Source organism: Streptomyces sp. NPDC096193, from assembly GCF_040302905.1.
Lineage (GTDB): Bacteria > Actinomycetota > Actinomycetes > Streptomycetales > Streptomycetaceae > Streptomyces.
The window spans coordinates 164,679-185,293 of sequence record NZ_JBEOSJ010000002.1 but is presented as its reverse complement, the minus strand read 5'-3'; the positions used below and the strand labels follow the sequence as shown (position 1 = coordinate 185,293).

Below are 20,615 nucleotides of genomic sequence, written 5' to 3'. Positions count from 1 at the left end.
ATCCCTCATGACCGACACCACGGCCGCCCCCATCGGCGCCCCGGTATCCGGCGACGACACCCACCTGCGCATCCTGTCCACCTCCGACCTCGCCGGGATCGACATATCCCTGGCCGACGTGGTGGACACCGTGGAGGGCGCCTACCGCGCCCTTCACGCCGGCCAGTCCGACAACCCCCGGAAGCTGACCGTCAAGCCGCACGACGGACACTCGGTCTCCTACGCCATGCTCGGCCGCGACGGCACCCGCAACGTCGTCGCCATCAAGACCAGTTACAAGCACGGCCTCGACAAGGGCCGCGACGAGCAGCACTACTACACCTCGCTCACCCTGTACGACGACGTCACCGGCCTGCCGGTCGCGATGATGGACTGCTCCCGCATCGGCTCCTTGCGCACCCCGGCCGTATCGGCCCTGCTGGCCCGCGAATGCGCGCCCCCCGGCGCCCGGACCGCCCTGGTGATCGGCACGGGGACTCAGGGCCGACTCGCCCTGCCGTTCCTCCTCACGACGCTCCCGGACCTGGACCGGCTGATGGTGTTCGGCACCCACTCCGAGGGCATCGCCGCCGTCCGCGAGCAGCTGCGTACGCACTTCCCCGACCGTGACCTGGAGGTCGTCACCGACCTGCGGGCCGCTGCCGCCGACGCGGACGTCATCGTCGCCACCGCCGGTGCGCACACCCCGGCCGCCGTCGAGTCGAGCTGGCTGAAGCCCGGCGCGCTGACGATCCTCGTCGGTCACGGGCTTGCCCCCTCCACCCTGCACAGTGCCGACCGTGTCATCGCCACCAGCGAGGCACAGATGAACGTCACCGGCACCGACATGGCGGACGCCGACGGCAAACTCCCCTCCGTGGAGGCCGAGTTCCCGCCCGTCCTCGCCGGGATCACGACCGGCCGCCAGAACGCGAAGGAACGAATCTTCGCCTACAACAGCGGCCTCGTCGTCACCGACATCGCCCTCGGCCACCGCTTCGCCCAGCTCGCCCTCACCCAGAATCTGGGCACCGAGGTGCCGCTGTGGCAGTAACCGGCACCAGCTGGCCCACCCTGCCGGTACGCCCGGACCCGGCGGCCGACCGGGTACGGGAGTCCGGTCTGCTGCCCGAGCTGGCCTACGCCTTCGGCGGCCCGTTCCACTTCCTGCTCCCGGACGCCTTCGACGCCAACCTCGCCGCCATGCGCCAGTCTCTGGCCGAGGCCGGCGTGGACGGCTTCGTGTACTTCGCGAAGAAGGCGAACAAGGCGGCCGTGTTCGTCGAACGGGCCGCCGCCGCCGGCGCCGGGGTGGATGTCGCCTCGGCCGCCGAACTGCGCGAGGCCCTCGGCCACGGCGTCCGCGGTGAGCACCTCGTGCTCACCGGCCCCGCCAAGGACCCCGCCCTTCTGCGTCTCGCCGTGCAACACGGCGCGCTCATCGCCGTCGACGCCCTCGACGAACTCGACACCCTCATCACCGGTGTCCCGTACGGCCCCTGCCGCCCGGCCCGCATCCTGCTGCGCATACTGCCGCCCCAGCAGCCGCACAGCCGATTCGGCATGAACGACGCCGAACTCACCACCGCCTTGGAACGCTGCGTCCAGGCCGGCGACACGGTACGAATGGAGGGCTTCAGCTTCCACCTGTCCGGCTACGCGATCCAGCCCCGCGCCGACCTCGCCGCCCACCTGGCGGACCTGTGCCTCAAGGCCCGCGTCCAGGGACTGGAGACCGGGCGGATCAGCATCGGCGGCGGCCTGCCGATCAGCTACACCGACGCCGACAGCTGGCACGCCTTCCTGGAAGGGCACGACAGGCGCCACTACCACGCGCGCAAAGCCTTCCAGGACTCGGACTTCTACCCGTACCACTGCCCCCGGCCCGGCGCCGAGGCCCTGACGGCGCTCCTCGCCGCCCGGCCCGACGGGCGCGAGCAGTCCCTCGCCGACATCCTGAGGGATGCCGGCGTCACCCTGCTCCTGGAACCGGGCCGGGCTCTGCTGGACCAGGCCGGCGCGAGCGTCTTCACCATCCAGGGCGTCAAGGACCGCGACGGGTACCAGCTGCTGACCGTGGACGGGACCAGCCTCAGCCTGTCCGAGCAGTGGTTCAACAGCGAGTACCTGCCCGACCCGCACCTCGTCCCCCGCGACGGTGCCGGGTCCGACTCCGGAGCAGGCCTGTACCCGGCCGGCGTGGGGGCGGCGACCTGCCTGGAATCCGACATGCTCACATGGCGCAAGGTCGGCTTCCCCCGCCGCCCCCGAGTGGGCGACCTGCTGGTCTACCCGAACACGGCCGGCTACCAGATGGACTCCAACGAGTCCCCCTTCCACGACCTGGCCATCCCGCCCAAGGTCGTCATCGACCGTACCGACGGTGCCCGGCCGCGCTGGCGCCTGGACCGTCACTTCACCTGAGCGCACCGCCGCACGCCCACGCCGTCCCCACGATCTCCTGGAGTTGTCGATGTCCGGAGCCCTGCAGCGGCCCGCCGTGGTCTCCCGCCTGTCCGACCTCATCGGGTACACCCCCCTGCTGGAACTGGCCGTCTCCGAGACCGGCAGCCGGCTGCTTCTCAAGCTGGAGATGTTCAACCCGACCGGTACCGCCAAGATCCGCATGGCACGCGCCATGGTCACCGCCGCCGAGGAGGCCGGCGAACTGCGCCCGGGTGGCCGGATCATCGAGTCCACCTCGGGCAACACCGGCCTCGGCCTCGCCGTCATCGCCGCCGAGCGCGGCTACACCTTCACCGCCGTCGTCGACCACCACGCCTGCGTCGACAAGCTGCGCGGGATGAAGGCCCTCGGCACCGAGCTCGTGTACGTCGTCGACGACGGCGCCGAGGAACTTGCCACCGCCGCCCGCGAGGAGCTCGCCGAGGAGATGGCCCAGGGCCAGGACAACACCGTCTTCACCGAGCAGCACAACAACCCCGCCAACGGCGTCGGCTACTTCCCCGTCGCCCACGAGCTCGTCGAGGCCCTCGACGGACAGATCGACGTGCTCATCGCCGCAGTCGGCACCGGCGGCGCCCTGTTCGGCACCGCCCGTGAACTCGGCAAGCTCATCGGCGGATTCAGCGTCGTCGGCGTCGAGCCGAAGGGCTCCATCGCCTTCGGCGGCCCCGCCCACGACTACTACCAGTCCGGTACCGGCACTCCGGAGGGCGCCGAGCTCGGCGCCCTGGTCGACTTCGACCTCCTCGACGAAGGCGTCAAGGTCGGAGACATCGAGGCCTTCGCCGCCTGCCGCGCGGTGGCCCGCACCGGTCTCCTGATCGGGGGCTCGGCGGGAGGTGTCGTCTACGCGGCGCTGACCCGCCTCAGCTCACTTCCGCCCGGCAGCACTATGGTCGCCCTCATCAACGACGGCGGCGAGAAGTACATGGACACCGTCTTCAACGACGAATGGATGCGCGAACGCGACCTGCTGAGCCCCGACACCGAGCGGGAAGTAGACGAACTCCTCACCAAACTCCGCGGGAACCGATAACCCCATGCTGACCACGCTCCTCCGCGACAGCCGCACCCTCGCCGCCCTGGCCGTCCCCCTGATCCTGACCCAGCTCGCCCAGGTCGCCCTCACGACCACCGACACGATCATGATGGGCTTCCTCGGCACCACCGAGCTCGCCGCCGGCGGACTGGCCATCGTCATCTTCAACCAGCTCCGCACCATGGGCGTCGGCCTGGTCACCTCCGTCGGCAACCAGATCGCCGCCGCCGCGGCCCGCGCGGAACAGCAGTCCGCCGGGGACAAGGACCAGGGGGTCACCGGCACGGACGCCACCGGAGCGGGGTCCGCAGCACACGAGGAAGTGCGGGCGATCGTCCGGGCGAGCATGGCCGTAGCCACCCTCGCGGGCATCGTCGGCGCCGTCCTCATGATCCTCATAGGCCAGGCCCTGCCCCTGCTCGGCCAGGACGAGGCCGTCGCCGACCTCGCCCAGAACGTCCTCTACGCTCTCGCCCCTGGTCTGCTGCCCTGCCTCTGGTTCCAGGCCGTCCGCCAGTTCACCGTCGGCATGCGCCGCCCCCAGGCCCTCCTGCAGATCACGATCGCCTCGGTCGCGGTCAACGCGGGCCTGAACTGGATCCTGATCCACGGCACCTGGGGCCTGCCCCGCCTCGGCCTGACCGGCGTCGGCATCGCCACGTCCACCGTCTACCTCCTGACCTTCCTCGCGCTCTACCTCTCCGCGAAGAAGGACAAGGAGCTCGCGCCGCTGCTCTCCCTCAACCTGGCCAAGGTCGACCCCGCCGTGGTCAAGCGCCTGATCGCGCTCGGCATCCCCATCGCCGCGACCTACGGTTCGGAAGCCGGCTTCTTCTCCCTCACCGCCTTGATGGCCGGCTCCTTCGGCCCCGACGCGCTCGCCGCCCACACGGCCGTCAACCAGCTCGTCTATATCGTCTTCCAGGTCGCCGTCGGCCTCTCCCACGCCGCGTCCATCAACGTCAGCCGCGAACTCGCCCTCGGCAACCACGACGACGCGCGCCGCATCAAGAACACCGCACTCGCCTGTGCGGCCGCGGTCATGGCCGTCGTCGGCCTCCTGTACGTGACCATCCCCCGGCTGGTCCTGGCTCCCTTCCTCGACTCCGGCACCAGCCAGGCCCTCACCATCGCCACGCACCTGCTCATCGTCACCGCGTTCCTCCAGTTCTTCGACTGTGCCCAGAACATCGGCGTCGGACTGCTGCGCGGCCTCGATGACACCAAGAGTGGCTTCCGCATCACGCTCATCGGCTACTGGGCCATCGGCCTGCCCGCATCCGGGCTCCTGGCGTACGCTGCCGGCCTCGACACCCTCGGCATCTGGCTCGGCCTCCTCACCGGCCTCGCCACCACCGCGATCCTCCTGCTGCGCCGCTACACCCGCTCCCTCAACGAGCGGGAGGCCGCCGCAGCCCTCCCCGCCACCGTCTGACACCCGCCCTGTACGCACCCAATGAAGGGCGGGGAGACGGCGGCAGGGGTCACGGCGGACACTCCGGCGAGGGCCCACAACCACGCGGGTGAGGACTTGGCCAAACACTCCACATGATGCGTCATCGCCATCACGTCGACCCTGAAAACGGACGACGGTGGCGCGGCAGTCCGACTTCGGCCGGCGTCGACCGCGTTCACTCCGCCGGGGGCTGCCCTCGGCGGCCTGCCAGAGGCCGCGGATACCCCGGCATCCGGGGTTCCGCCCCGGATGCCGGAGCGGAACCCGGACCTGTCAGGCCACGAAGCTGACCGAGGGTGCGTGCGAATGCCATAGAGCCGCCACCTGTGCGCGGTCACGGCAGCGGAGTTTGCGTAGCACATTCGACACATGGAACTTGACCGTGCTGCGCTCGATGGTGAGCTGCTCAGCGATCTCCGAGTTGGAGTAGCCCTCGGCCACCAGCCGGGCCACCCCTCTCTCCCTGTCGGTGAGCCGGTTGACCTCCTCGGCGGGCGGCGGGGTCGGCCGGAGGTGGCCCATACGGCCTGAGAGCAGCGTGGGGACGAGCTCGGGAGAGACCCAGCCTCGCCCGCTCAACACCTCGCGAACTGCGGCTATGTAGCCGTGGTCGGGATCGTCACGGTCGATGATGCCGGCCAACCGGGCGTGGGCTGACGACGGCCAGAAGGAATCGTCCTGGCCCGAGACCAGGACGATGAGCCGAGCGCCTTGGTGGGCGAGCGACGGGTCAGCCTTCAGCGCGCAGGCCTCCACCACGACGATGTCCGCCGGTGTGGACGAGTACGCGACGGCCCTTCCCATTCCGTACCCGGAGACGAGCCACCCAGGGCCGGCCAGCACCTCGGTTATCCGGCGTCGCAACGCGGGAGAATTGACGATAAGAGATATTCGTTCCATGCTTCCCCGTACCCCGTAATTCTGATGCACAGAGCGGCAGGAATCCGGGCGAGTCAAGCCCAGTTGCTCTCCCCCGCCCACGAGAACCCTTGATCAGCAACGAGGAAGCTAACACATAAAAGCTTCGGCAAAGAAGTTGTGGAGAGAGGGGTGCCACATAGTTGAGGAAGAACTGAGGAAGCCCGTCCCAGGGACCCCAGTTGCCCGCATTTGATCACCGCACAGGGGTCCGGAGTGGCTCCCACCAGTCGCGGTGCGCGCGGTACCAGTCGACCGTGTCGGCGAGGCCTCGCTCGAAGTCGTGGCGGGGGCGGTAACCCAGTTCCTCGCGGGCGCGCGTCCAGTCGACGGAGTACCGCAGGTCGTGCCCCTTGCGGTCCTCGACGTGGACCACCCGCTCCCATCCCGCGCCACAGGCTTCCAGCAACAGGCCCGTGAGCTCCTTGTTGGTGAGCTCGGTTCCGCCGCCGATGTTGTAGGTGCGGCCCGGGCGGCCCTGGGCGCGGACGAGTTCGATGCCCCGGCAGTGGTCTTCCACGTGGAGCCAGTCCCGTACGTTCGCGCCGTCTCCGTACAGCGGGACCGTCAGGCCGTCCAGCAGGTTGGTCGCGAAGCGGGGGATGACCTTCTCCGGATGCTGGTGTGCGCCGTAGTTGTTCGAGCAACGCGTGATACGGACGTCCAGGCCGTGGGTGCGGTGGTAGGCGGAGGCGACGAGGTCGGCGGAGGCCTTGGACGCCGCGTACGGCGAGGTGGGGGCGAGCGGTTCCGCCTCGTCCCAGGAGCCGTGGGCGATCGAGCCGTACACCTCGTCGGTGGAGACCTGGACGAAGGTGGTGACCCGGTGCCGTACGGCGGCTTCGAGCAGTACCTGGGTGCCGAGCGTATTCGTCCTGACGAAGTGGGAACCCGAGGCGATGGACCGGTCGACGTGGGATTCCGCGGCGAAGTTCACCACCTCGTCGTGGTCGGCCACCAGTTGGCCCACCAGCTCCGGATCGCAGATGTCACCCCGTACGAAGGAGAAGCGCGGGTCAGTCCGGACGACCGCGAGGTTGGTGAGGCTGCCCGCGTAGGTGAGTTTGTCGAGGACGGTGACGGTGACCCCGGGGCCCTGCGATCCGGTGGTGGCCGCCCGCGCCCAGGGGGCCAGCAGCATCCGGACGTAGGCCGAGCCGATGAACCCGGCACCGCCGGTGACCAGGACCTTCGTGGGAGTCATGCGAGGATCTCGACCTTGCTGTGATCGCCGATCACCAGCCGGTGCGCGGCGAGGGCGGGGGTGACCACGGCCTCACGGCCGATGAGGGACGCTTCGACCCGGCGCACACCGTCGATGCGCGCGCCGTCCAGCACGATCGAGTGTGCGATCTCGCTGTCGAGCACCGAGCAGCCCGACGCGATGGAGGCGTACGGGCCGATGAGCGACCCGGTGACCGTGCTGTCGGCGCCGATCACGGTGGGGCCCGTGATCCGGGACCGGATGATCCGCGCGCCCGGCTCCACGACGACCTGGCCGATCAGCTCCGAGGCCGCGTCGACCGTACCTTCGACGCGGGTGACGAAGGTGTCCAGGACGGATCGGTTGACCTCCAGCATGTCTGTGACGTTGCCGGTGTCCTTCCAGTAGCCGGTGATCCGGGTGGAGCGGACGTCGCGGCCGGTGTCGATCAGCCATTGGAGAGCGTCGGTGATCTCGAGTTCGCCGCGGGCGGACGGTGCGACGGCGCGTACGGCCTCGTGGACGGTACGGGTGAAGAGGTAGAGGCCGACCAGGGCCAGGTCGCTCTTGGGGTGCCGGGGCTTCTCCTCAAGGGCCAGCACCCGACCGTCGGCGCCCAGTTCGGCGACGCCGAAGGCGGTCGGATCGGGCACCTGGGTCAGCAGGATGTGGGCATCGGGCCGCTCACGGCGGAATGCGTCGACGATCCGTGTGATGCCTCCGGCGATGAAGTTGTCCCCGAGATACATCACGAAGTCGTCGTCGCCCAGCCAGTCCCGGGCTGTCAGTACGGCGTGGGCGAGACCGAGCGGAGCCGACTGCGGAATGTAGTCGACCTGCAGTCCGAACCGGCCGCCGTCGCCGACGGCGGCCCGGATCTCGGGGGCGGTGGCGCCCACGATGATCCCCACCTCCGTGATACCGGCCGCGGCGATGTCCTCCAGGACGTAGAAGAGCACCGGCTTGTTGGCGACCGGAATGAGTTGCTTCGCCGCGGTGTGGGTGAGGGGCCGCAGCCTTGTCCCACTGCCGCCCGCGAGGACGAGAGCTTTCACGATGACTCCGGCTGTGAGGGACGGACGAGAGGGGAGCTTGTGCCGACAGCGACACCGGGGCCGGGACCTGGAGCAGGCCCGGGACCGGTGGCGTCTCACGGCAAGGGGTGCGGCCTGTCGGAGAAGGCGGAGACGGGCATCGTGCGACGGCCGGTGCGGGCCTGGGCGGTCCGCAGCCGGCCGGTGTGCCAGCTGAAGTCGTGGCCCTCGACCAGCCGCAGGGGTTGGTATCCGACCGGTATGACCTTGACCGCGGCCCACCCCATCTCGCGCAGCCCGACGGGGAGCCGTTGGGTGAGGTCGATCGCGAGCGGATCCGCACCGTCGGCGACCAGGCTCCGTACGACCGCGTCGGTCGGCACCCCGCTCCAGGTCCGGTGCGGGGTCTCCCGGATGAAGCCGTCGACCCACTCGCGGACTCGCTCGTAGCCCTCACGGGAGGCCAGATGCCGCAGTCGGTCGTCGTCGTTGTCGATCCGCGTCGGCGCTTCGCCGAAGCCGTGCTCGTCCCAGGAGTTGAGGATCACCGAGCGGACCTGGAGGGCTTCCTGCAGTGCCCCGAGCATGCTCCACCAAGGGTCGTCCGAGGCGTTGCACCCCACCGTCGCCAACGGACCGGCCCCGGTCTCGTCGATGATCGCGGCGATGGTGCAGACGACGCCCGGCACCGCGGTGGGCATGTCCGCCAGGACCGGTACGAGTCCCGCCTGCTCGGTCTTCTGCCACAGGGCCGCGAGGTTGCGGCGCTTGCTGTTCTGCTTCCCTCCGAGCCCAGCGGCGGCATCGTCCGTGGTGAGCGAGAACGGCGTCACTCGCGCCAGCCGCAGTCGCTCTTCCCATGCGATGAGGAAGGCATCGCGCTCGATGACTTCCATCAGACCGGCGCGCAGCGCCATGGCGTAGCCGTGGCCGGAGGCCGCTCCGGACGGAGTCGGGTCGAAGTGCCGTGCCTCGGGCGAGGCGTCCGGATAGTCCACGAGCGGCGCGGGTACCAGAACCTCGGTCCCGTCCCGCAGCCTCCGGGCCGGGTACCAGGTCAGGACCTCGTCGGCGGCGCGCGGGTCGCCCAGCACCGTGTCCGGGCCGTGGAACGCCAGCGCCGACCCGCCGGCTTCCCGCGCTGTGGCGCGTACGGTGCCGGACGGGGCCTCCGCCGAGGGGAAGAGCGCGTAGCGTTCCACGGCTTCGCCCACACCACGTGTCAGAGCGTCGGATCGCGAGTGCCCGTACGCCCCGACGACGCACGGGTCCAGGGCGCGGCCGACGGGCTCCGAGGAGGGGGTACCGGGGGTGATCCGTACCAGGGCACGCCACAGCAGATCGGTGGGCGGGGCGGGCGGCTGGACCTCGCACCGTTCGGCGAGCCCCTGCGTACGGTCCAAAGTGGCAAGGAAATCGATCACGAGGCGGCTCCTTCACGCGGCTCTCGGCCGCCCCTGCGGAAGAACGGAAGTGACGGTCCGTCGTCCGTGAGCGCGGCGTTCAGCGCGAGCAGCACCCCCGCGGCTCCCGTGGCGAGATCGGTCGAGACCCGCATGGCCTCGTGCCCCAGGAAGGCAGGTCGGTCGTCAAGGCGCACGGTCTGCAGGGCGAAGCCGTTCACATGGAGGCGTACGCTCTCCTCCTCTCCCCCGTTCTTCTCCGCGTCGGTGCCGTCGGCCAGGTGGCGCAGGGCCACGAGCGTGCCCGCGCGGCCGTGGAACAGGCCTGCCTGGGCCACGAATCTGCGCCGGGCCGATCCCAGGATCGCGTCACGCGCGCGGATGAGCTCGGGTTCCGGACGGTGCGTCACGAAGTCGTGCAGCACCATTCCGGTGCCCGCGCTTCCCGTGGCCAGCAACGGCGCCCGCCCCGGAGCTTCTTCGGGCAGGTGATCACCCTTCCAGCCGAGGTGGGTCAGTTCCTGTCGCAGCGCGGTGTGGGCGTGCTCCAGATAGGACGGGGCGCCGGTTTCCTCGTACAGCCGCAGCAGGAACAAGGCGCGGCCCGCAGGCCCCCGCAGCAGCCCGAAACGTGCCCTGCCGTCCGGTCTCCCGGCCGGCCCGGCGGTGATCCGCTCGGCCAGCCGGACGGCCTGGTCCAACAGGGCGCCCGCGCCTGTGCGCCGGGCGAAGTGGAGCAGGGTGAGCCCCACCCCGGAGGCCCCGCTGAGCAGGGTGTCGTCAGTGCCGCCGGTCTCGGTGTCGAGGCGCTCCCCGACCTGGGAGACGAGTGCGCTGGCGGTCTCGGCACGCCCGAGCCGGTCCAATGCGAAGGCGATTCCGCTCAGCCCGCTGCAGAAGCCGGGGGAAGGGCGTTCCAGGGCGTGGGTGGCGGCGACCAGCCAGTCGGTGAGGCGTGCGGGGACCGACGCGCCGGCCTCGGCCAGGGACCACAGGACCCCGGCGGCGCCATAGGCGAAGGCCGCCCCGCCCTCGGACGTGGCGAACTGCTCCGGGTCCCCGGGGAAGAGCCGGTCCTGTCGGTCCGGTGTAGCGGTGGCCAGGACCCCGTCGATGATCTGTGTGCGCAGCGCGGGCCAGTCCTCACGTAGAACCGGCCGCTGGTCTGCGGCGGGCCGGGAGCGCGTCGCGTCGGCCGGGATGCCCAGATCGCGCCGAACGGTGTCGGCGAAGTCCGCGGGTACCGGGAAGTGTGCGACGACCGCGTCGATGAGGTCCTCCGTCTTCGACGGGCCCCAGAGCTGCAGAGTCGGCAGTGGGATGAACACGGCCAGGCGCAGACAGCCCAAGGCGTAACGGTCGATGGCCGGGCCCCGGTACTCGGCCGGTGCGGTGAACCCGGGTGCTCCCATGGTCTGCCTGGCCGGGGAATCCACGGAGTCGGCCGTCTCGAAGTCGATGAAGGCGACCGTGTCGTCCGGGCGGACGAGGATGTTGGACGGGTGCAGGTCGCGGAAGACGACTCCGCGGGCGTGCAGGGAGGCGATGCCTTCTTCGACCAGGCCCAGAATCCTCAGGGCCCACTCGGTGTACGCGGTGAAGTCCTCGGGGGACCGGCTGTCGCGCGCCAATGGGTTGCGGCGGACCATCTCCTTGGCGAGGGGCTCGCCTTCGGCGTACTCCCTGACCAGGAAGTAGTGTTCGCGCCCCTTGCGGAAATCGATGAGGCGGGGAATGCAGTCCAGTCCGGCCAGTTGCTCCAGCGCCCAGTGCTCCCGTCGCTGGCGGCTGACCGCGTCCTCGCCGTCCACCAGACCGGCGAAGGGACGGGCTTCGCGGAGCAGGACGTCCGCGCCGTCCCGGTTGTCGGTGCCGCGGTAGACGCCTCCTCCGTTGGAGAAGTGCACCGCGGAGGTGACTCGGTAGGGGAAGTCCTCCAGGGTGCCCAAGTCGCGTGCCGCGGCCGATTCGGCCAGGCAATCCGGAAGGGGCGCCCAGGCGGGCGGGCGGAAGCCGGGGCCGCGGTGGTCGGGGACCAGCCTGCCTTCGGGATCCTCCACGCAGTGCACGAGTTCGCCGTTGTCCGCCCGTACGGTGCGCAGGAGGAAGCCGCCGTAGCGCACGTAGAGCGGGCCGGACCGGTATCTCAGGTCGCTGAGGATGTAGGGGCCTTCGCAGCCCCCCAGGAGGTCGTCCAACTCGCGCAGGATGAGGGCCAGGTGGGCCTCGTCGAGCGGGTAGATGGTGACGAACTTACCGCTGGCGCTGCGGTCGCCGTACTTGCTGTTGCGGAATTCGAGTACGGCGCGGCTGCGCAGGAACTTGAAGGTGATGCCGCCCGCGAGGCAGTACTTCCAGACGGTGGCCAGGACGTCCTCGGCGTTGTCGGGGGTCGCCGACACGTGGATCTTCCAGCCCTGCCCGGGTATTCCGGCGTCGGGCGGCGAGATACCGATCCACTCGGTGCCGCCGTCCCGGCCCGGGGGCCGGCTCCTCATGGGCGAGAGGGAAGTCGTCCTCGTCCGTGTGCGCCGTGGCCGGCAGGTCGAAGAACGGGCTGCCGGGAGGGCAGTAGTGAAGATGTCTGCCTACGTCCATAACCTTTACCTGTCTCCCATGCCGGCTGCCTGGCCCGGCGTCGGGATGTCAACGCCCATAGGGGGATACGTACTTGAGATACAGCCACTCCCACGCGGGGCGGCTGCCCGCGTCGACGTACGCCAGACCGGCGCGCTCGGCCGGAGCCTTGTCCGTACGCAGCGCGAAGCCCGACACCTCCATCGGGAAGTGGTCGCCCTCGCGGAAGGGGACGAAGGCGGACAGTGGTGCCGTCCCCCGTGTGGCACGGTCCACCGCGACGACGCCGGTGCCGACATCGGTGCCGATGACCAGGCCGCGCCGTTCCAGGCGGACCTGGGAGCCCCGTGCGACCGCGTCGGTGTCGGCCGTGTCGGCCAGTACCAGCCGGACCTGACCGCCTTCCTGGACGAATCCGCCGACCACGGTGTAGGGCAGCCGGACGAACACCAGGGCGGCTGCGACGCCGGCGACGGCCAGCACCGAGGCGAAGGCGATCCGCAGGCGGCCTGCCCCGGCCCGCCGTGCCTCGCGCAGCAGCCGTTCACCGCCGTTCCAGGCGTGGTACATCAGGTAGCTGATCGCCGCGGCCATCACGGCCGCGCCGACGAGGCCCAGGCTCTGCACGACGTCCGACCACAGGCCGATCGCGACGGCGACGAGGTAGAGGGGGAAGAGCATGCAGGCGAAGCCGAAGGGCACGGCCCAGGTGAGCTGCGGCAATTCACGGCTGTACCGGCCACCGAACAGGATCCGGGCCAGGAACCGCCGCGCGTCGGTCATGGACCGGTCGCGCAGGTGCGGGATGTCGAGGTGGCTCATCAGCGCGAGATAGCCGTCGAGCTTCACGAGCGGTACGAAATTGAGTACGCCCGTGAGGTAGGTGGAGACTCCGAAGATCAGCATGCCGTCGTGCAGCGGCGAAGGGCCGTTGACCGTGGACAGCACGAGCGCGGCAAGGGAGACCGTTCCGGCGACCACTGTCTGCGTGACGATGCCCGCCAGGGCGACGCGGGTGCGCTGTTCCTTGTGGGGAAGGCGCCAGCCGTCGGACACGTCGCAGAAGAAGGCGGGCGACATGTAGAAGAGCATCACGCCCATCCGGCTGGGGCGTCCGCCGTAGTGGGCCAGGACCGCACCGTGGCCCATCTCGTGGAGCGCGGTCGTGACGATCGTCGCGGTCATCACACCGAGCAGGACGGCGAACGGCAAGGGCTGTCCGAGCGCCTGCGACAGCGCCGGGGCCTGCACGGTGAGCGCCGGCAGTCCGCCCAGGACGAGCATCCCGGCGACGACGGCCGCGACCCGGTTCGCCAGCAGCCTGATGAGCGGCACCAGCCGGTTCAGCAGTCGCTGCGGCTTCAGGACGGTGAACTGCAGTGTCAGGGGCGGTACGTATTTGAACCACGTGCCGCTGTGCCGGTGGATCCGTCCGTCCTCCAGCAGGCGCATCTCCTGGAGCTTGTGGACGGCGGTGGCGACGGCGTGCTCCGTCCAGGGGCCGCCCAGCGTGCTCACCAGCGCCGCGTGGTCGCGTTCTCCGTCCATGGAACGCATGAGCTTGGCCATGTCCGCGCCGACCCGGATGTACTGCTGTCCGGACTGCACGATCCACAGGGAACCGTCTGCCGTCGGCTCGTGCACCTGGACCCGTGGGGCGAGCCGGGGGCGGCGGGTCAGTTCGGCCGTCTCCGCCGCCGACGGTTCGGCGTCGGCCCGCTTGCGGCGACGCCGGGGCCGGCCGGCGGGGCCCGGTGCGGTCCGCGCGGTCCGCTCGTCGGTCAGGGTCATGTGATGTCCCGGGTGACGAGAAGCCTGCGGGCCGAGTATCCGGCGAGCACGAGCCAGCCCGCGATGACGAGCAGGGCCAGGGGGATCGACAGCATCTCCGGCTTGGCGTCGCGGTAGACCGCGCCCATGGCGATGCCCATCGTGAACTTGCCGACGGCGGGCAGCACTCGGAAGAGCGTCTCGTCGACGAAGAGTGTCACCACCAGCACGAGCGTCACGCTCGCCGCCTGGTTGCGGATGATCCATCCGAGCAGGACCCCCCACGGCGCGGCCAGCGCGGCCACGGTGAACACGCCGAGCAGCGTCAAGGTCGCCTCGCCGCTCCACTGGACGTCCATGCCGAACAGGGTGAAGAAGCCCCAAAGGGAGAGCGGGGCGAGGCCCGCCGCCAGCAGCGCGAAGATCAGGCCCATGGCCGTTCCGACGATCGTTTTGGCCGCGAGCAGCCTCGTCCGGCTGCCGCACAGCAGGACGGACCGGTTGATGGCTCCGGTGTTGTACTCCCGGCTCACGAAGAGGGCGCCGAAGAGGACGGAGGCCAGGAGGACGGAGAACCAGGAACGGATGAGCTCGGCGGTGGCCGCTGCGGCGTCGGTCGCGCCGGAGTCGATCTGCTGGTCGGCCACGGCTGCGGCGCCGCTGCTGCCCAACAGGCCCATGAACACAGCGAGTGCGGCCATGATCCACCAGGTGCGGCCGCTCCATGCCTTGAGCCATTCGGCGTTCAGCACCTCACGCATCGACGCGCCTTTCCGCTTCTGTGCCGGCCAAATCGAAGAATCGTGCCTCCAGGCTGGTTCCGCTGTCCGGGACCAGCTCGGATATGGGACCGCTGTACCGCAGGGTGCGCTGCAGGATCACCACGTCGTCCACTGTCTGTTCCACCTCGGAGAGCAGGTGGCTGGAGAGCAGGATGGTGCGCCCCTCGTCGGCCAGTGAACGCAGGAAGGTCCTCAGCCACCGGATGCCGTCCGGGTCGAGCCCGTTGGCCGGCTCGTCGAGCACCAGCAGTTCCGGGTCGGCGAGCAACGCCACTGCCAGCGCGTGCCGCTGCCGCATGCCGGTGGAGTAGCCCTTGATCTTCCGGTCGCCGCTGCCGGTCAGCCCGACCCTGTCCAGGACCTCGTCGACGCGCGCCGCGGGCAGGCCGAGCATCCGGGCCCAGATCCGCAGATCGCGGCGCCCGCTGGTGCCGGGCATCGGGGAGATGCCGTCCATGCTGACCCCGACCCGGCGCGCTGCGTCGGGCAGGTCGGCGTAGGGGCGCCCGAAGACGGTGGCGGTGCCGGAACTGGGGCGTGCGAGCCCGAGGAGCATACGCAGCGAGGTGGTCTTCCCCGCGCCGTTGCGGCCGAGCAGCCCCACGATGCGGCCCGGCCGGACATCGAACGTCACGTCCTCCACCGCGGCGACCTCACCGAACCGCTTGGTCAGGCCGCGGACGGAGACCGCTGCGGTGTCGCTCATCCCCTGCCCGCCCGCCTGTTCGCGTTCATCTGGTACGCGCAGATGAAGATGAAGACGGCCGAGGCACCGATCAGGACCCACTGCGCGGTCCCGTCGAGCGCGGCGCCGACAGGCATGAGGATCAGTGCGAGCAGCCCCGTCATCATGGTGAGCGACTTGTTCGACGGATACCGGTTTCCGGTGTTCGACATGTGATTCTCCCTTTCTCCTTCTGAGGATGTTTCACGCTCCGCACACCCGGCCCCGGACGGTTGAGGGCCGTCCGGGGCCGGGCGTCACCGCTGTTGACACCGCGAGGGGCACACGCCCCCGGGCAGGTATCAGGTAGAGGCAGCCACGCTGAGCGCACCCACTGCGATGCTGAACATCAGGCCGTCCTTGAAACCGGTGTAGAAGCCCGGGGCCTCCATGGCCTCCAGCTCCTGCATCCCCAGCTCCAGAGCCGGTCCATTATCCTTCAGCTCAAAGCCCGTCTTGGGCTCGAAGATCGCCTGCATATCGATACCTCTTCTCGATCGGTACTCGGGGCGGTTGGTGCTGGTCGCCCCCGGACCGCAGTCAGGCGGTCCGGGGGCGGCCGGGCCGTTCTAGGTGATCGCCGCGCCGCTGACGGCCACGTAGACGCTGCCGTAGGCGATGGCGCTGGTGACAGCCGTGCCCGTGCCGAAGCCGGCCCACGTGGACCAACCCGGGGCCTCCATGGCCTCGAGCTCCTGCATGCCGAGCTCAAGTGCCGGCACAGACAGGTCCTGCGAGAAGTCGATGACTCCCTGCATGATGTTTCCCTCCCTCTGAAATCGGATTTCGTGTGTTCCCCCGTTCCCCGCACCGTGATCACGGTGCGGGGTCCGGAAGTCTGTGGTGACGCGGCGTCAGCGCAGTGCCGGTTCCGCGTCGAGTACGGCGCCGTCGAGCAGGCCGCGTACGTCGGCGGCCCGCAGCCCCCCGAGCATCGGCAGTCCGGCTCCCCAGGCGCGCACGGTCCGGGCCGTGACCGTGTCCAGCCGTGCGGCGTCGGCGCTGATCCGCCGGTCCACCAGCCAGGCATCGGTCAGTGCGCCGATCCCCGCCGCCGGGTCCTCGGGCAGGGCGTCCGGATCGGTGGCACGCAGCAGCGCCCACATCCGGGACAACCGCCGGGCCGACCCCAGCCGTTGGTCGCCGTCGGCGATGGCACGCCACAACGGCTCCAGCAGCGCCGCCACGGCGGTCATCTTGCGCAGCCCGAGCACGGACGACAGCTCGTTGGCCAGGTACCAGCCCTTGGCCCCGTACCGATCGCGTCCGATGTACGTCCAGCCCAGGTGGGTCAGTCCGCTCACCTTGGCGATCTCCAGCCGGATCCGGTCGTCGCTGCGCCCGCCGCCCAGCCGTACGTCACGCAGCTGATGCCCGAGCCGGGTTAGCCGCCCGGCCAGGGTCTCGGCCAGCGCGTCCTCGGTCGGCAGGTCCCGGTGGTCGCCCACATACAGGCTCACCACACGGAACAAGGCCTCCAGCACGCCCTCGGCGATCAGCTCGTCCGGCAGTGTGGCGGTGGCCAGCGGGTCCAGTACGGCGACATCGGGTCGCAGCGACTCCCCCAGGATCAGCCGCCTGCCCTGCGGGAAGACCAGGCACGCCGCCGCGCTCAGTTCCGCACCCGTACCGACGGTGGTAGGCACCGCGACCACGGGAAGGCCGCGGTGGATCTCGGGCGGGAGCAGGATCAGCCCGCTGCGCTGCGGCAGGGTCAACCGCGTGCGGACGGCCGGGTTGTTCCGCACCAGGGCCGCCAGCTTGGCCTGGTCGAGCAGGGCGCCGCCGCCGACGCCGACGATCAGATCCGTATCGCTCAGGCGGTCCGCCAGCGCGAGGACACCGTCCGCGTCACCGGGACCGTCCAGAGCCAGGACGCGCACGTCACGGCTCGGTCCTGCGACCGAGGTCCGTACCCGGGAGACGATCGGCCCGTCGGCGACGGCCGCGTCGACCAGTACGGTGACGTGCCGCGCGGCAGGCCGTGCCTCCAGCCATCCGGCGATCCCGTCGGCGCCGAACAGGGTGAGCGTCGGGCAGTGCCAGCTGAGGTTCATCCGGCCACCCCTGCCGCCCCGGCTGTCGCCGTCCGGGCGTACGCCGTCAGTCCGGTACGTACCCGCTTCAGCAGCTCGGCCAGTTCGGCATCACGGTAGGTCAGCGCGGGGAAGAGCTGGATGCCGTGCGGTCCGGGGTGCACGATGGCACCCGCCGCCCTGATCGCCGCGACCACGGCCGGGACCTCGGTTTGCGGCAGGGGCGTCCCGTCCCGGCCGCACAGTCGCAGGGCCCGGAAGCAGCCACGCCGGTGGCGCCGGTGACATCGGGACGATCGGCGACCATCCGGTCCAGCTCGGCGTCCAGGAGTTCGGCCAGCCTGCGGCCGGCGGCGATCGCGTCGAGCCGGCGCATCTCCTCGATGGTGGCGAGGATCGCGGCACACGTCGCCGGGGTTCCGGCTTGGGTCTCGCCGTGCGCCAGCACGGCTCCCGCGTCGCTGAACACCCGGGCCACCTCGGTCGAGACGACGACGGCGGCGGCAGGCATGGTGCCGTTCGTGAGCCCCTTGGAGACGACCACCAGATCGGGCTGCCCGGACCACCGCTGCGAGGCGAGGAAGGAACCGGTACGGCCGAAGCCGGTGGCCACCTCGTCGGCGACCAGCAGGAACCCATGCTCGTCACGCAACCGCAGCAGAGCGTCCACGTACTCCTCGGTGAGCGGTACCGCACCGCTGCCGAGGACGGGTTCGACGACAACGGCCGCGATCTGGCTCCCCTGTCTGCCGAGCAGCGACACCAACTCGGCCGGGTCGTTCGGGGCCACGTGCCGTACCAGCCGCTGATCGACGCCGTACACCGACTGGCCCAGATCATCGCCGGTCAGCGCGAAGCTGCCGAAGGTGAGGCCGTGGTAGCTGCCGCGCAGACCCACCACCACCTTGCGCCGGGCGTCGCCACGCAGCGCGTGGTGCAGCCTGGCGACCTTCATCACCAGGTCGTTGGCCGCGCCGCCCGAGGTGGAGAAGAGCACCCGGCCGTAGTGGTCTGCGCCGCAGAGGTCGACGAGGGCCGTCGCGGCTTCGCGGGCATAGCTGTTCTCGTACCGGAAGACGCTCAGGTAGGAGGCGTCGCGCAGGGCCACCGCCACCGCCTCGGCGATGACGGGATTGCCGTAGCCGATGTTGGTGTTCCACAACCCGCTGGTTCCGCAGAGCAGTTCACGGCCGTCTGCGAAGCGCACGCGGACGCCTTCGGCGGAGACCGCGCACAGCGCATCGTCGCCCTGTTGCCCGGGCGGCAACAGTGAGGGCCACAGGGCCTGTCCGGCGTTCATCGGGTCTCCACCTCTGCTTCCAGGAGTACGGATTCGTGTCGATCGCCACCGGTGCGCAGCGTGTGCCGGGCGTTCACCCGGAACCCGGCGGAGACCAGTTCGTCCTCCAGCAGGTCGGCCGGGAGGGCCGCGACGGTCGAGGTGCACACGTGGACCGGGCCTTCGGAGAGCTCGGCCGCGTGGAGGGTGACGGTGCGCGTGCCGGTCCGCGGGGACCAGTGCTCATGCAGGTGATAGAGCCGACCGCTGGCGCCGAGCATGTCGATGCGTATCTCGTCCTGCGTGGATCCGGTGGTGGGGTACGTGGTGGAGAGCAGGAACGCTCCGCCGGGGGCCAGATGGTCGCGCACCGTGCCATAGAGCGCGGTACGGCCCTCTTCGTCGAGCAGCGAGACCGAGGTCGTCCCGAGAACGACCGCTCCGAACCGGCGGCCCAGGGCGAAGGACGTCATGTCCCCCTCGACGGTGGTGCAGCGTTCGCGCAGTCGCCCGGGAGCCTGCTGAAGGCGGGCCCGGAGCAGGTCCAGCATGGAGCGTTCCAGCTCGAGCGCCGTGACGTCCTTGCCCGCCGCGAGAAGGGGCATTGTCAACCGGCCTGTTCCTGCGGCGAGTTCCAGTACCGGCCCGGGGCGTCGACGGACGAGACCGATCAGTTCACGGACCTCATGGGTGTCGTTTCTGCTGAGGTCGTCGTAGATCAGTGATCCGGCCTCGTCGTAGATCCCGCACATGACCACCCGGTCACCGAGCTCGGCCAGCGCGCGGCCGGCCCGCCCGGGGACCGTCTGCGGCGTTCCGCCGATGACCGTCGCCGTCATCGGACCCCCGCCATCGGGGCCGGGACCGAGAGCCGGACACCGGCGCTGGAGAAGAAGGTCTCGACCTGGGTCAGCGCGGCGCGGTCCGCGTGGGCGGAGGCGGCCTCGACCGATCCGTGGACCAGCAGGGTCTCGGCCAGCTCCGCGGCGGCACGGTCGAGGGCGAAGAACCGGCCGGTGCCGGCACTGTGCACCACGGCCTTCTCCTCGGTCCACAGCAGCAGCGGGGCATCCACGTCATGGCGGTCGGCGGCGCTTTCGCCGAGTTCGGCCAGGCCGGGCACCAGGCGGCCGCCGAATCCGGAGACCTTGAGGCCGGTGATCCCCCGGGCACGAAGCTCCCGGACAGCGTCGAGGGCGGCCAGATACCGGCCGAGCCACGGCCGTGCGGTCAGCGCGTCGGTACGTGACCGGTCGGGCACGGCGAGACCGAGGGAGACCGCGCAGGGCTGGGCGCTTCCGGAGTTGAGCCTGGTCCACTCCGCCGCCAGAGCCGCGCCGCCGTCGGCGACGGTGCCCAGGGGCAGGGCTACGGGCGAGAGGGACACCTCTCCGGTGGACCGCACGTACATGCGGGTGAACGGGCCGTCGCCGACCGGGCCCGCGCCCAGCGCGGAGAGGTCGCCGATACGCACGGCGGGATCGGTGGCGAAGGCTACGAACGCCCCCTGGTTCCGGGCGCGGTCCGCGTCCGCCAGGTACCCGTCGAAGTCGGCCTCTTCGGTGACCCTGATCAGCGTCGGGCCGATCACCGACATGTACTCGCTGGTGGCGTAGTCCTGGGTCTGCAGGAAGAAGGAGTCTCCGACCGACATCTCGTCGCCGGGCTCGGCGAGGCAGCCTTCGTACGGGACGACGAGGGGCCCGACCGCACCCGGGGCCTGCGGATCCGTCCGGCTTCCCGGACGGCCGCCCGGCACGAAGACGACAGTCCGGTCGCCGACGAAGTCCGAGGCCAGCACCGAGGCGAGGTGTGCGGCGCTCTCCAGTACGACGGTCGCGGTGCGGGTGTCCTGCGCCGGCCCGTTGTTCCCCGGGCCGGTGCGGCCCGTTCCCCAGGACGCCAACTGCCGCTTCGCCCACTTGAGCTGACTGTGTTCCATGTCCCC

20 protein-coding genes are annotated in these 20,615 nt (G+C 70.4%); 4 read left to right on the top strand and 16 right to left on the bottom strand.

All coding sequences use genetic code 11. The features are described 5' to 3' along the window. Positions 1-7 precede the first annotated feature (7 nt). Genes ABTX78_RS03555 through ABTX78_RS03540 form a run of 4 tightly spaced genes read left to right on the top strand, consistent with a single transcriptional unit; the run spans position 8 to position 4,919 of the window. Positions 8-1,033, top strand: coding sequence for an ornithine cyclodeaminase family protein (locus ABTX78_RS03555; RefSeq protein ID WP_352205157.1), 1,026 nt, complete (start codon positions 8-10; stop codon positions 1,031-1,033). Beyond that, complete coding sequence (locus ABTX78_RS03550) at positions 1,024-2,403, top strand: type III PLP-dependent enzyme domain-containing protein (RefSeq protein ID WP_352205156.1); 1,380 nt, start codon at positions 1,024-1,026, stop codon at positions 2,401-2,403. Before ABTX78_RS03555 ends, ABTX78_RS03550 begins: the two co-directional genes overlap by 10 nt. A gap of 49 nt (positions 2,404-2,452) precedes the next feature. After that, complete coding sequence (locus ABTX78_RS03545) at positions 2,453-3,481, top strand: cysteine synthase family protein (RefSeq protein WP_352205155.1); 1,029 nt, start codon at positions 2,453-2,455, stop codon at positions 3,479-3,481. 4 nt (positions 3,482-3,485) lie between these two features. Then, positions 3,486-4,919 carry an MATE family efflux transporter gene (locus ABTX78_RS03540; protein WP_352205154.1) on the top strand — a complete coding sequence of 478 codons (1,434 nt, stop codon included), beginning with the start codon at positions 3,486-3,488 and terminating at the stop codon, positions 4,917-4,919. A gap of 294 nt (positions 4,920-5,213) precedes the next feature. Here the strand turns inward: ABTX78_RS03540 and ABTX78_RS03535 are convergent, their stop codons facing one another. The 16 genes from ABTX78_RS03535 to mpaB all read right to left on the bottom strand — a co-directional run bounded on the left by ABTX78_RS03535 (position 5,214) and on the right by mpaB (position 20,609). Continuing rightward, on the bottom strand, positions 5,214-5,804 hold the full coding sequence (locus ABTX78_RS03535) for a helix-turn-helix transcriptional regulator (protein WP_352205153.1): 591 nt from the start codon (positions 5,802-5,804) through the stop codon (positions 5,214-5,216). A 250-nt stretch (positions 5,805-6,054) separates the two neighbouring features. Beyond that, positions 6,055-7,062, bottom strand: coding sequence for a dTDP-glucose 4,6-dehydratase (gene rfbB, locus ABTX78_RS03530; protein ID WP_352205152.1), 1,008 nt, complete (start codon positions 7,060-7,062; stop codon positions 6,055-6,057). After that, positions 7,059-8,117: a glucose-1-phosphate thymidylyltransferase gene (locus ABTX78_RS03525; RefSeq protein ID WP_352205151.1), complete on the bottom strand. Its 1,059-nt coding sequence runs from the start codon at positions 8,115-8,117 to the stop codon at positions 7,059-7,061. Before ABTX78_RS03525 ends, rfbB begins: the two co-directional genes overlap by 4 nt. Positions 8,118-8,212: 95 nt before the next feature. Further along, positions 8,213-9,520: a YcaO-like family protein gene (locus ABTX78_RS03520; protein ID WP_352205150.1), complete on the bottom strand. Its 1,308-nt coding sequence runs from the start codon at positions 9,518-9,520 to the stop codon at positions 8,213-8,215. Then, complete coding sequence (gene lanKC / locus ABTX78_RS03515) at positions 9,517-11,997, bottom strand: class III lanthionine synthetase LanKC (protein ID WP_352205149.1); 2,481 nt, start codon at positions 11,995-11,997, stop codon at positions 9,517-9,519. The genes ABTX78_RS03520 and lanKC overlap by 4 nt, the downstream gene beginning before the upstream one ends. A 148-nt stretch (positions 11,998-12,145) precedes the next feature. Beyond that, a complete protein-coding gene (gene mpaP, locus ABTX78_RS03510; RefSeq protein ID WP_352205148.1) occupies positions 12,146-13,867 on the bottom strand; it encodes a daptide biosynthesis intramembrane metalloprotease in 1,722 nt (573 codons plus the stop codon). Beyond that, a complete protein-coding gene (locus tag ABTX78_RS03505; protein WP_352205147.1) occupies positions 13,864-14,607 on the bottom strand; it encodes an ABC transporter permease in 744 nt (247 codons plus the stop codon). The genes mpaP and ABTX78_RS03505 overlap by 4 nt, the downstream gene beginning before the upstream one ends. Further along, positions 14,600-15,334, bottom strand: coding sequence for an ABC transporter ATP-binding protein (locus ABTX78_RS03500; protein WP_352205146.1), 735 nt, complete (start codon positions 15,332-15,334; stop codon positions 14,600-14,602). Before ABTX78_RS03500 ends, ABTX78_RS03505 begins: the two co-directional genes overlap by 8 nt. Continuing rightward, entirely contained in the window at positions 15,331-15,525 is a 195-nt protein-coding gene (locus ABTX78_RS03495) for a hypothetical protein (protein WP_328861968.1), read from the bottom strand. The genes ABTX78_RS03500 and ABTX78_RS03495 overlap by 4 nt, the downstream gene beginning before the upstream one ends. A 129-nt stretch (positions 15,526-15,654) precedes the next feature. Beyond that, positions 15,655-15,831: a daptide-type RiPP gene (locus ABTX78_RS03490; protein ID WP_328861967.1), complete on the bottom strand. Its 177-nt coding sequence runs from the start codon at positions 15,829-15,831 to the stop codon at positions 15,655-15,657. Positions 15,832-15,921: 90 nt separating this feature from the next. After that, positions 15,922-16,110, bottom strand: a complete 189-nt coding sequence (locus ABTX78_RS03485; RefSeq protein WP_328861966.1) for a daptide-type RiPP — start codon at positions 16,108-16,110, stop codon at positions 15,922-15,924. Between the two features lie 96 nt (positions 16,111-16,206). Continuing rightward, entirely contained in the window at positions 16,207-17,409 is a 1,203-nt protein-coding gene (mpaC, locus tag ABTX78_RS03480) for a daptide-type RiPP biosynthesis dehydogenase (protein WP_352205145.1), read from the bottom strand. Beyond that, positions 17,406-17,552 (bottom strand): hypothetical protein, encoded by a 147-nt coding sequence (locus ABTX78_RS03475; RefSeq protein ID WP_352205144.1) that lies wholly within the window; start codon positions 17,550-17,552, stop codon positions 17,406-17,408. Before ABTX78_RS03475 ends, mpaC begins: the two co-directional genes overlap by 4 nt. Continuing rightward, positions 17,510-18,688, bottom strand: coding sequence for a daptide-type RiPP biosynthesis aminotransferase (gene mpaD, locus ABTX78_RS03470; RefSeq protein ID WP_352205143.1), 1,179 nt, complete (start codon positions 18,686-18,688; stop codon positions 17,510-17,512). Before mpaD ends, ABTX78_RS03475 begins: the two co-directional genes overlap by 43 nt. Next, complete coding sequence (gene mpaM / locus ABTX78_RS03465) at positions 18,685-19,506, bottom strand: daptide-type RiPP biosynthesis methyltransferase (RefSeq protein WP_352205142.1); 822 nt, start codon at positions 19,504-19,506, stop codon at positions 18,685-18,687. Before mpaM ends, mpaD begins: the two co-directional genes overlap by 4 nt. After that, entirely contained in the window at positions 19,503-20,609 is a 1,107-nt protein-coding gene (gene mpaB, locus ABTX78_RS03460) for a daptide biosynthesis RiPP recognition protein (protein ID WP_352205141.1), read from the bottom strand. Before mpaB ends, mpaM begins: the two co-directional genes overlap by 4 nt. Positions 20,610-20,615 lie beyond the last annotated feature (6 nt).

Excerpts from the sequence above, each read along its gene's own strand:
- ABTX78_RS03555 (WP_352205157.1), top strand. The coding sequence starts at position 8 with ATGACCGACACCACGGCCGCCCCCATCGGCGCCCCGGTATCCGGCGAC.
- ABTX78_RS03545 (WP_352205155.1), top strand. The coding sequence starts at position 2,453 with ATGTCCGGAGCCCTGCAGCGGCCCGCCGTGGTCTCCCGCCTGTCCGAC.
- ABTX78_RS03540 (WP_352205154.1), top strand. The coding sequence starts at position 3,486 with ATGCTGACCACGCTCCTCCGCGACAGCCGCACCCTCGCCGCCCTGGCC.
- rfbB (WP_352205152.1), bottom strand. The coding sequence starts at position 7,062 with ATGACTCCCACGAAGGTCCTGGTCACCGGCGGTGCCGGGTTCATCGGC.
- lanKC (WP_352205149.1), bottom strand. The coding sequence starts at position 11,997 with ATGAGGAGCCGGCCCCCGGGCCGGGACGGCGGCACCGAGTGGATCGGT.
- mpaP (WP_352205148.1), bottom strand. The coding sequence starts at position 13,867 with ATGACCCTGACCGACGAGCGGACCGCGCGGACCGCACCGGGCCCCGCC.
- ABTX78_RS03505 (WP_352205147.1), bottom strand. The coding sequence starts at position 14,607 with ATGCGTGAGGTGCTGAACGCCGAATGGCTCAAGGCATGGAGCGGCCGC.
- ABTX78_RS03500 (WP_352205146.1), bottom strand. The coding sequence starts at position 15,334 with ATGAGCGACACCGCAGCGGTCTCCGTCCGCGGCCTGACCAAGCGGTTC.
- ABTX78_RS03495 (WP_328861968.1), bottom strand. The coding sequence starts at position 15,525 with ATGTCGAACACCGGAAACCGGTATCCGTCGAACAAGTCGCTCACCATG.
- ABTX78_RS03490 (WP_328861967.1), bottom strand. The coding sequence starts at position 15,831 with ATGCAGGCGATCTTCGAGCCCAAGACGGGCTTTGAGCTGAAGGATAAT.
- ABTX78_RS03485 (WP_328861966.1), bottom strand. The coding sequence starts at position 16,110 with ATGCAGGGAGTCATCGACTTCTCGCAGGACCTGTCTGTGCCGGCACTT.
- mpaC (WP_352205145.1), bottom strand. The coding sequence starts at position 17,409 with ATGAACCTCAGCTGGCACTGCCCGACGCTCACCCTGTTCGGCGCCGAC.
- mpaD (WP_352205143.1), bottom strand. The coding sequence starts at position 18,688 with ATGAACGCCGGACAGGCCCTGTGGCCCTCACTGTTGCCGCCCGGGCAA.
- mpaM (WP_352205142.1), bottom strand. The coding sequence starts at position 19,506 with ATGACGGCGACGGTCATCGGCGGAACGCCGCAGACGGTCCCCGGGCGG.
- mpaB (WP_352205141.1), bottom strand. The coding sequence starts at position 20,609 with ATGGAACACAGTCAGCTCAAGTGGGCGAAGCGGCAGTTGGCGTCCTGG.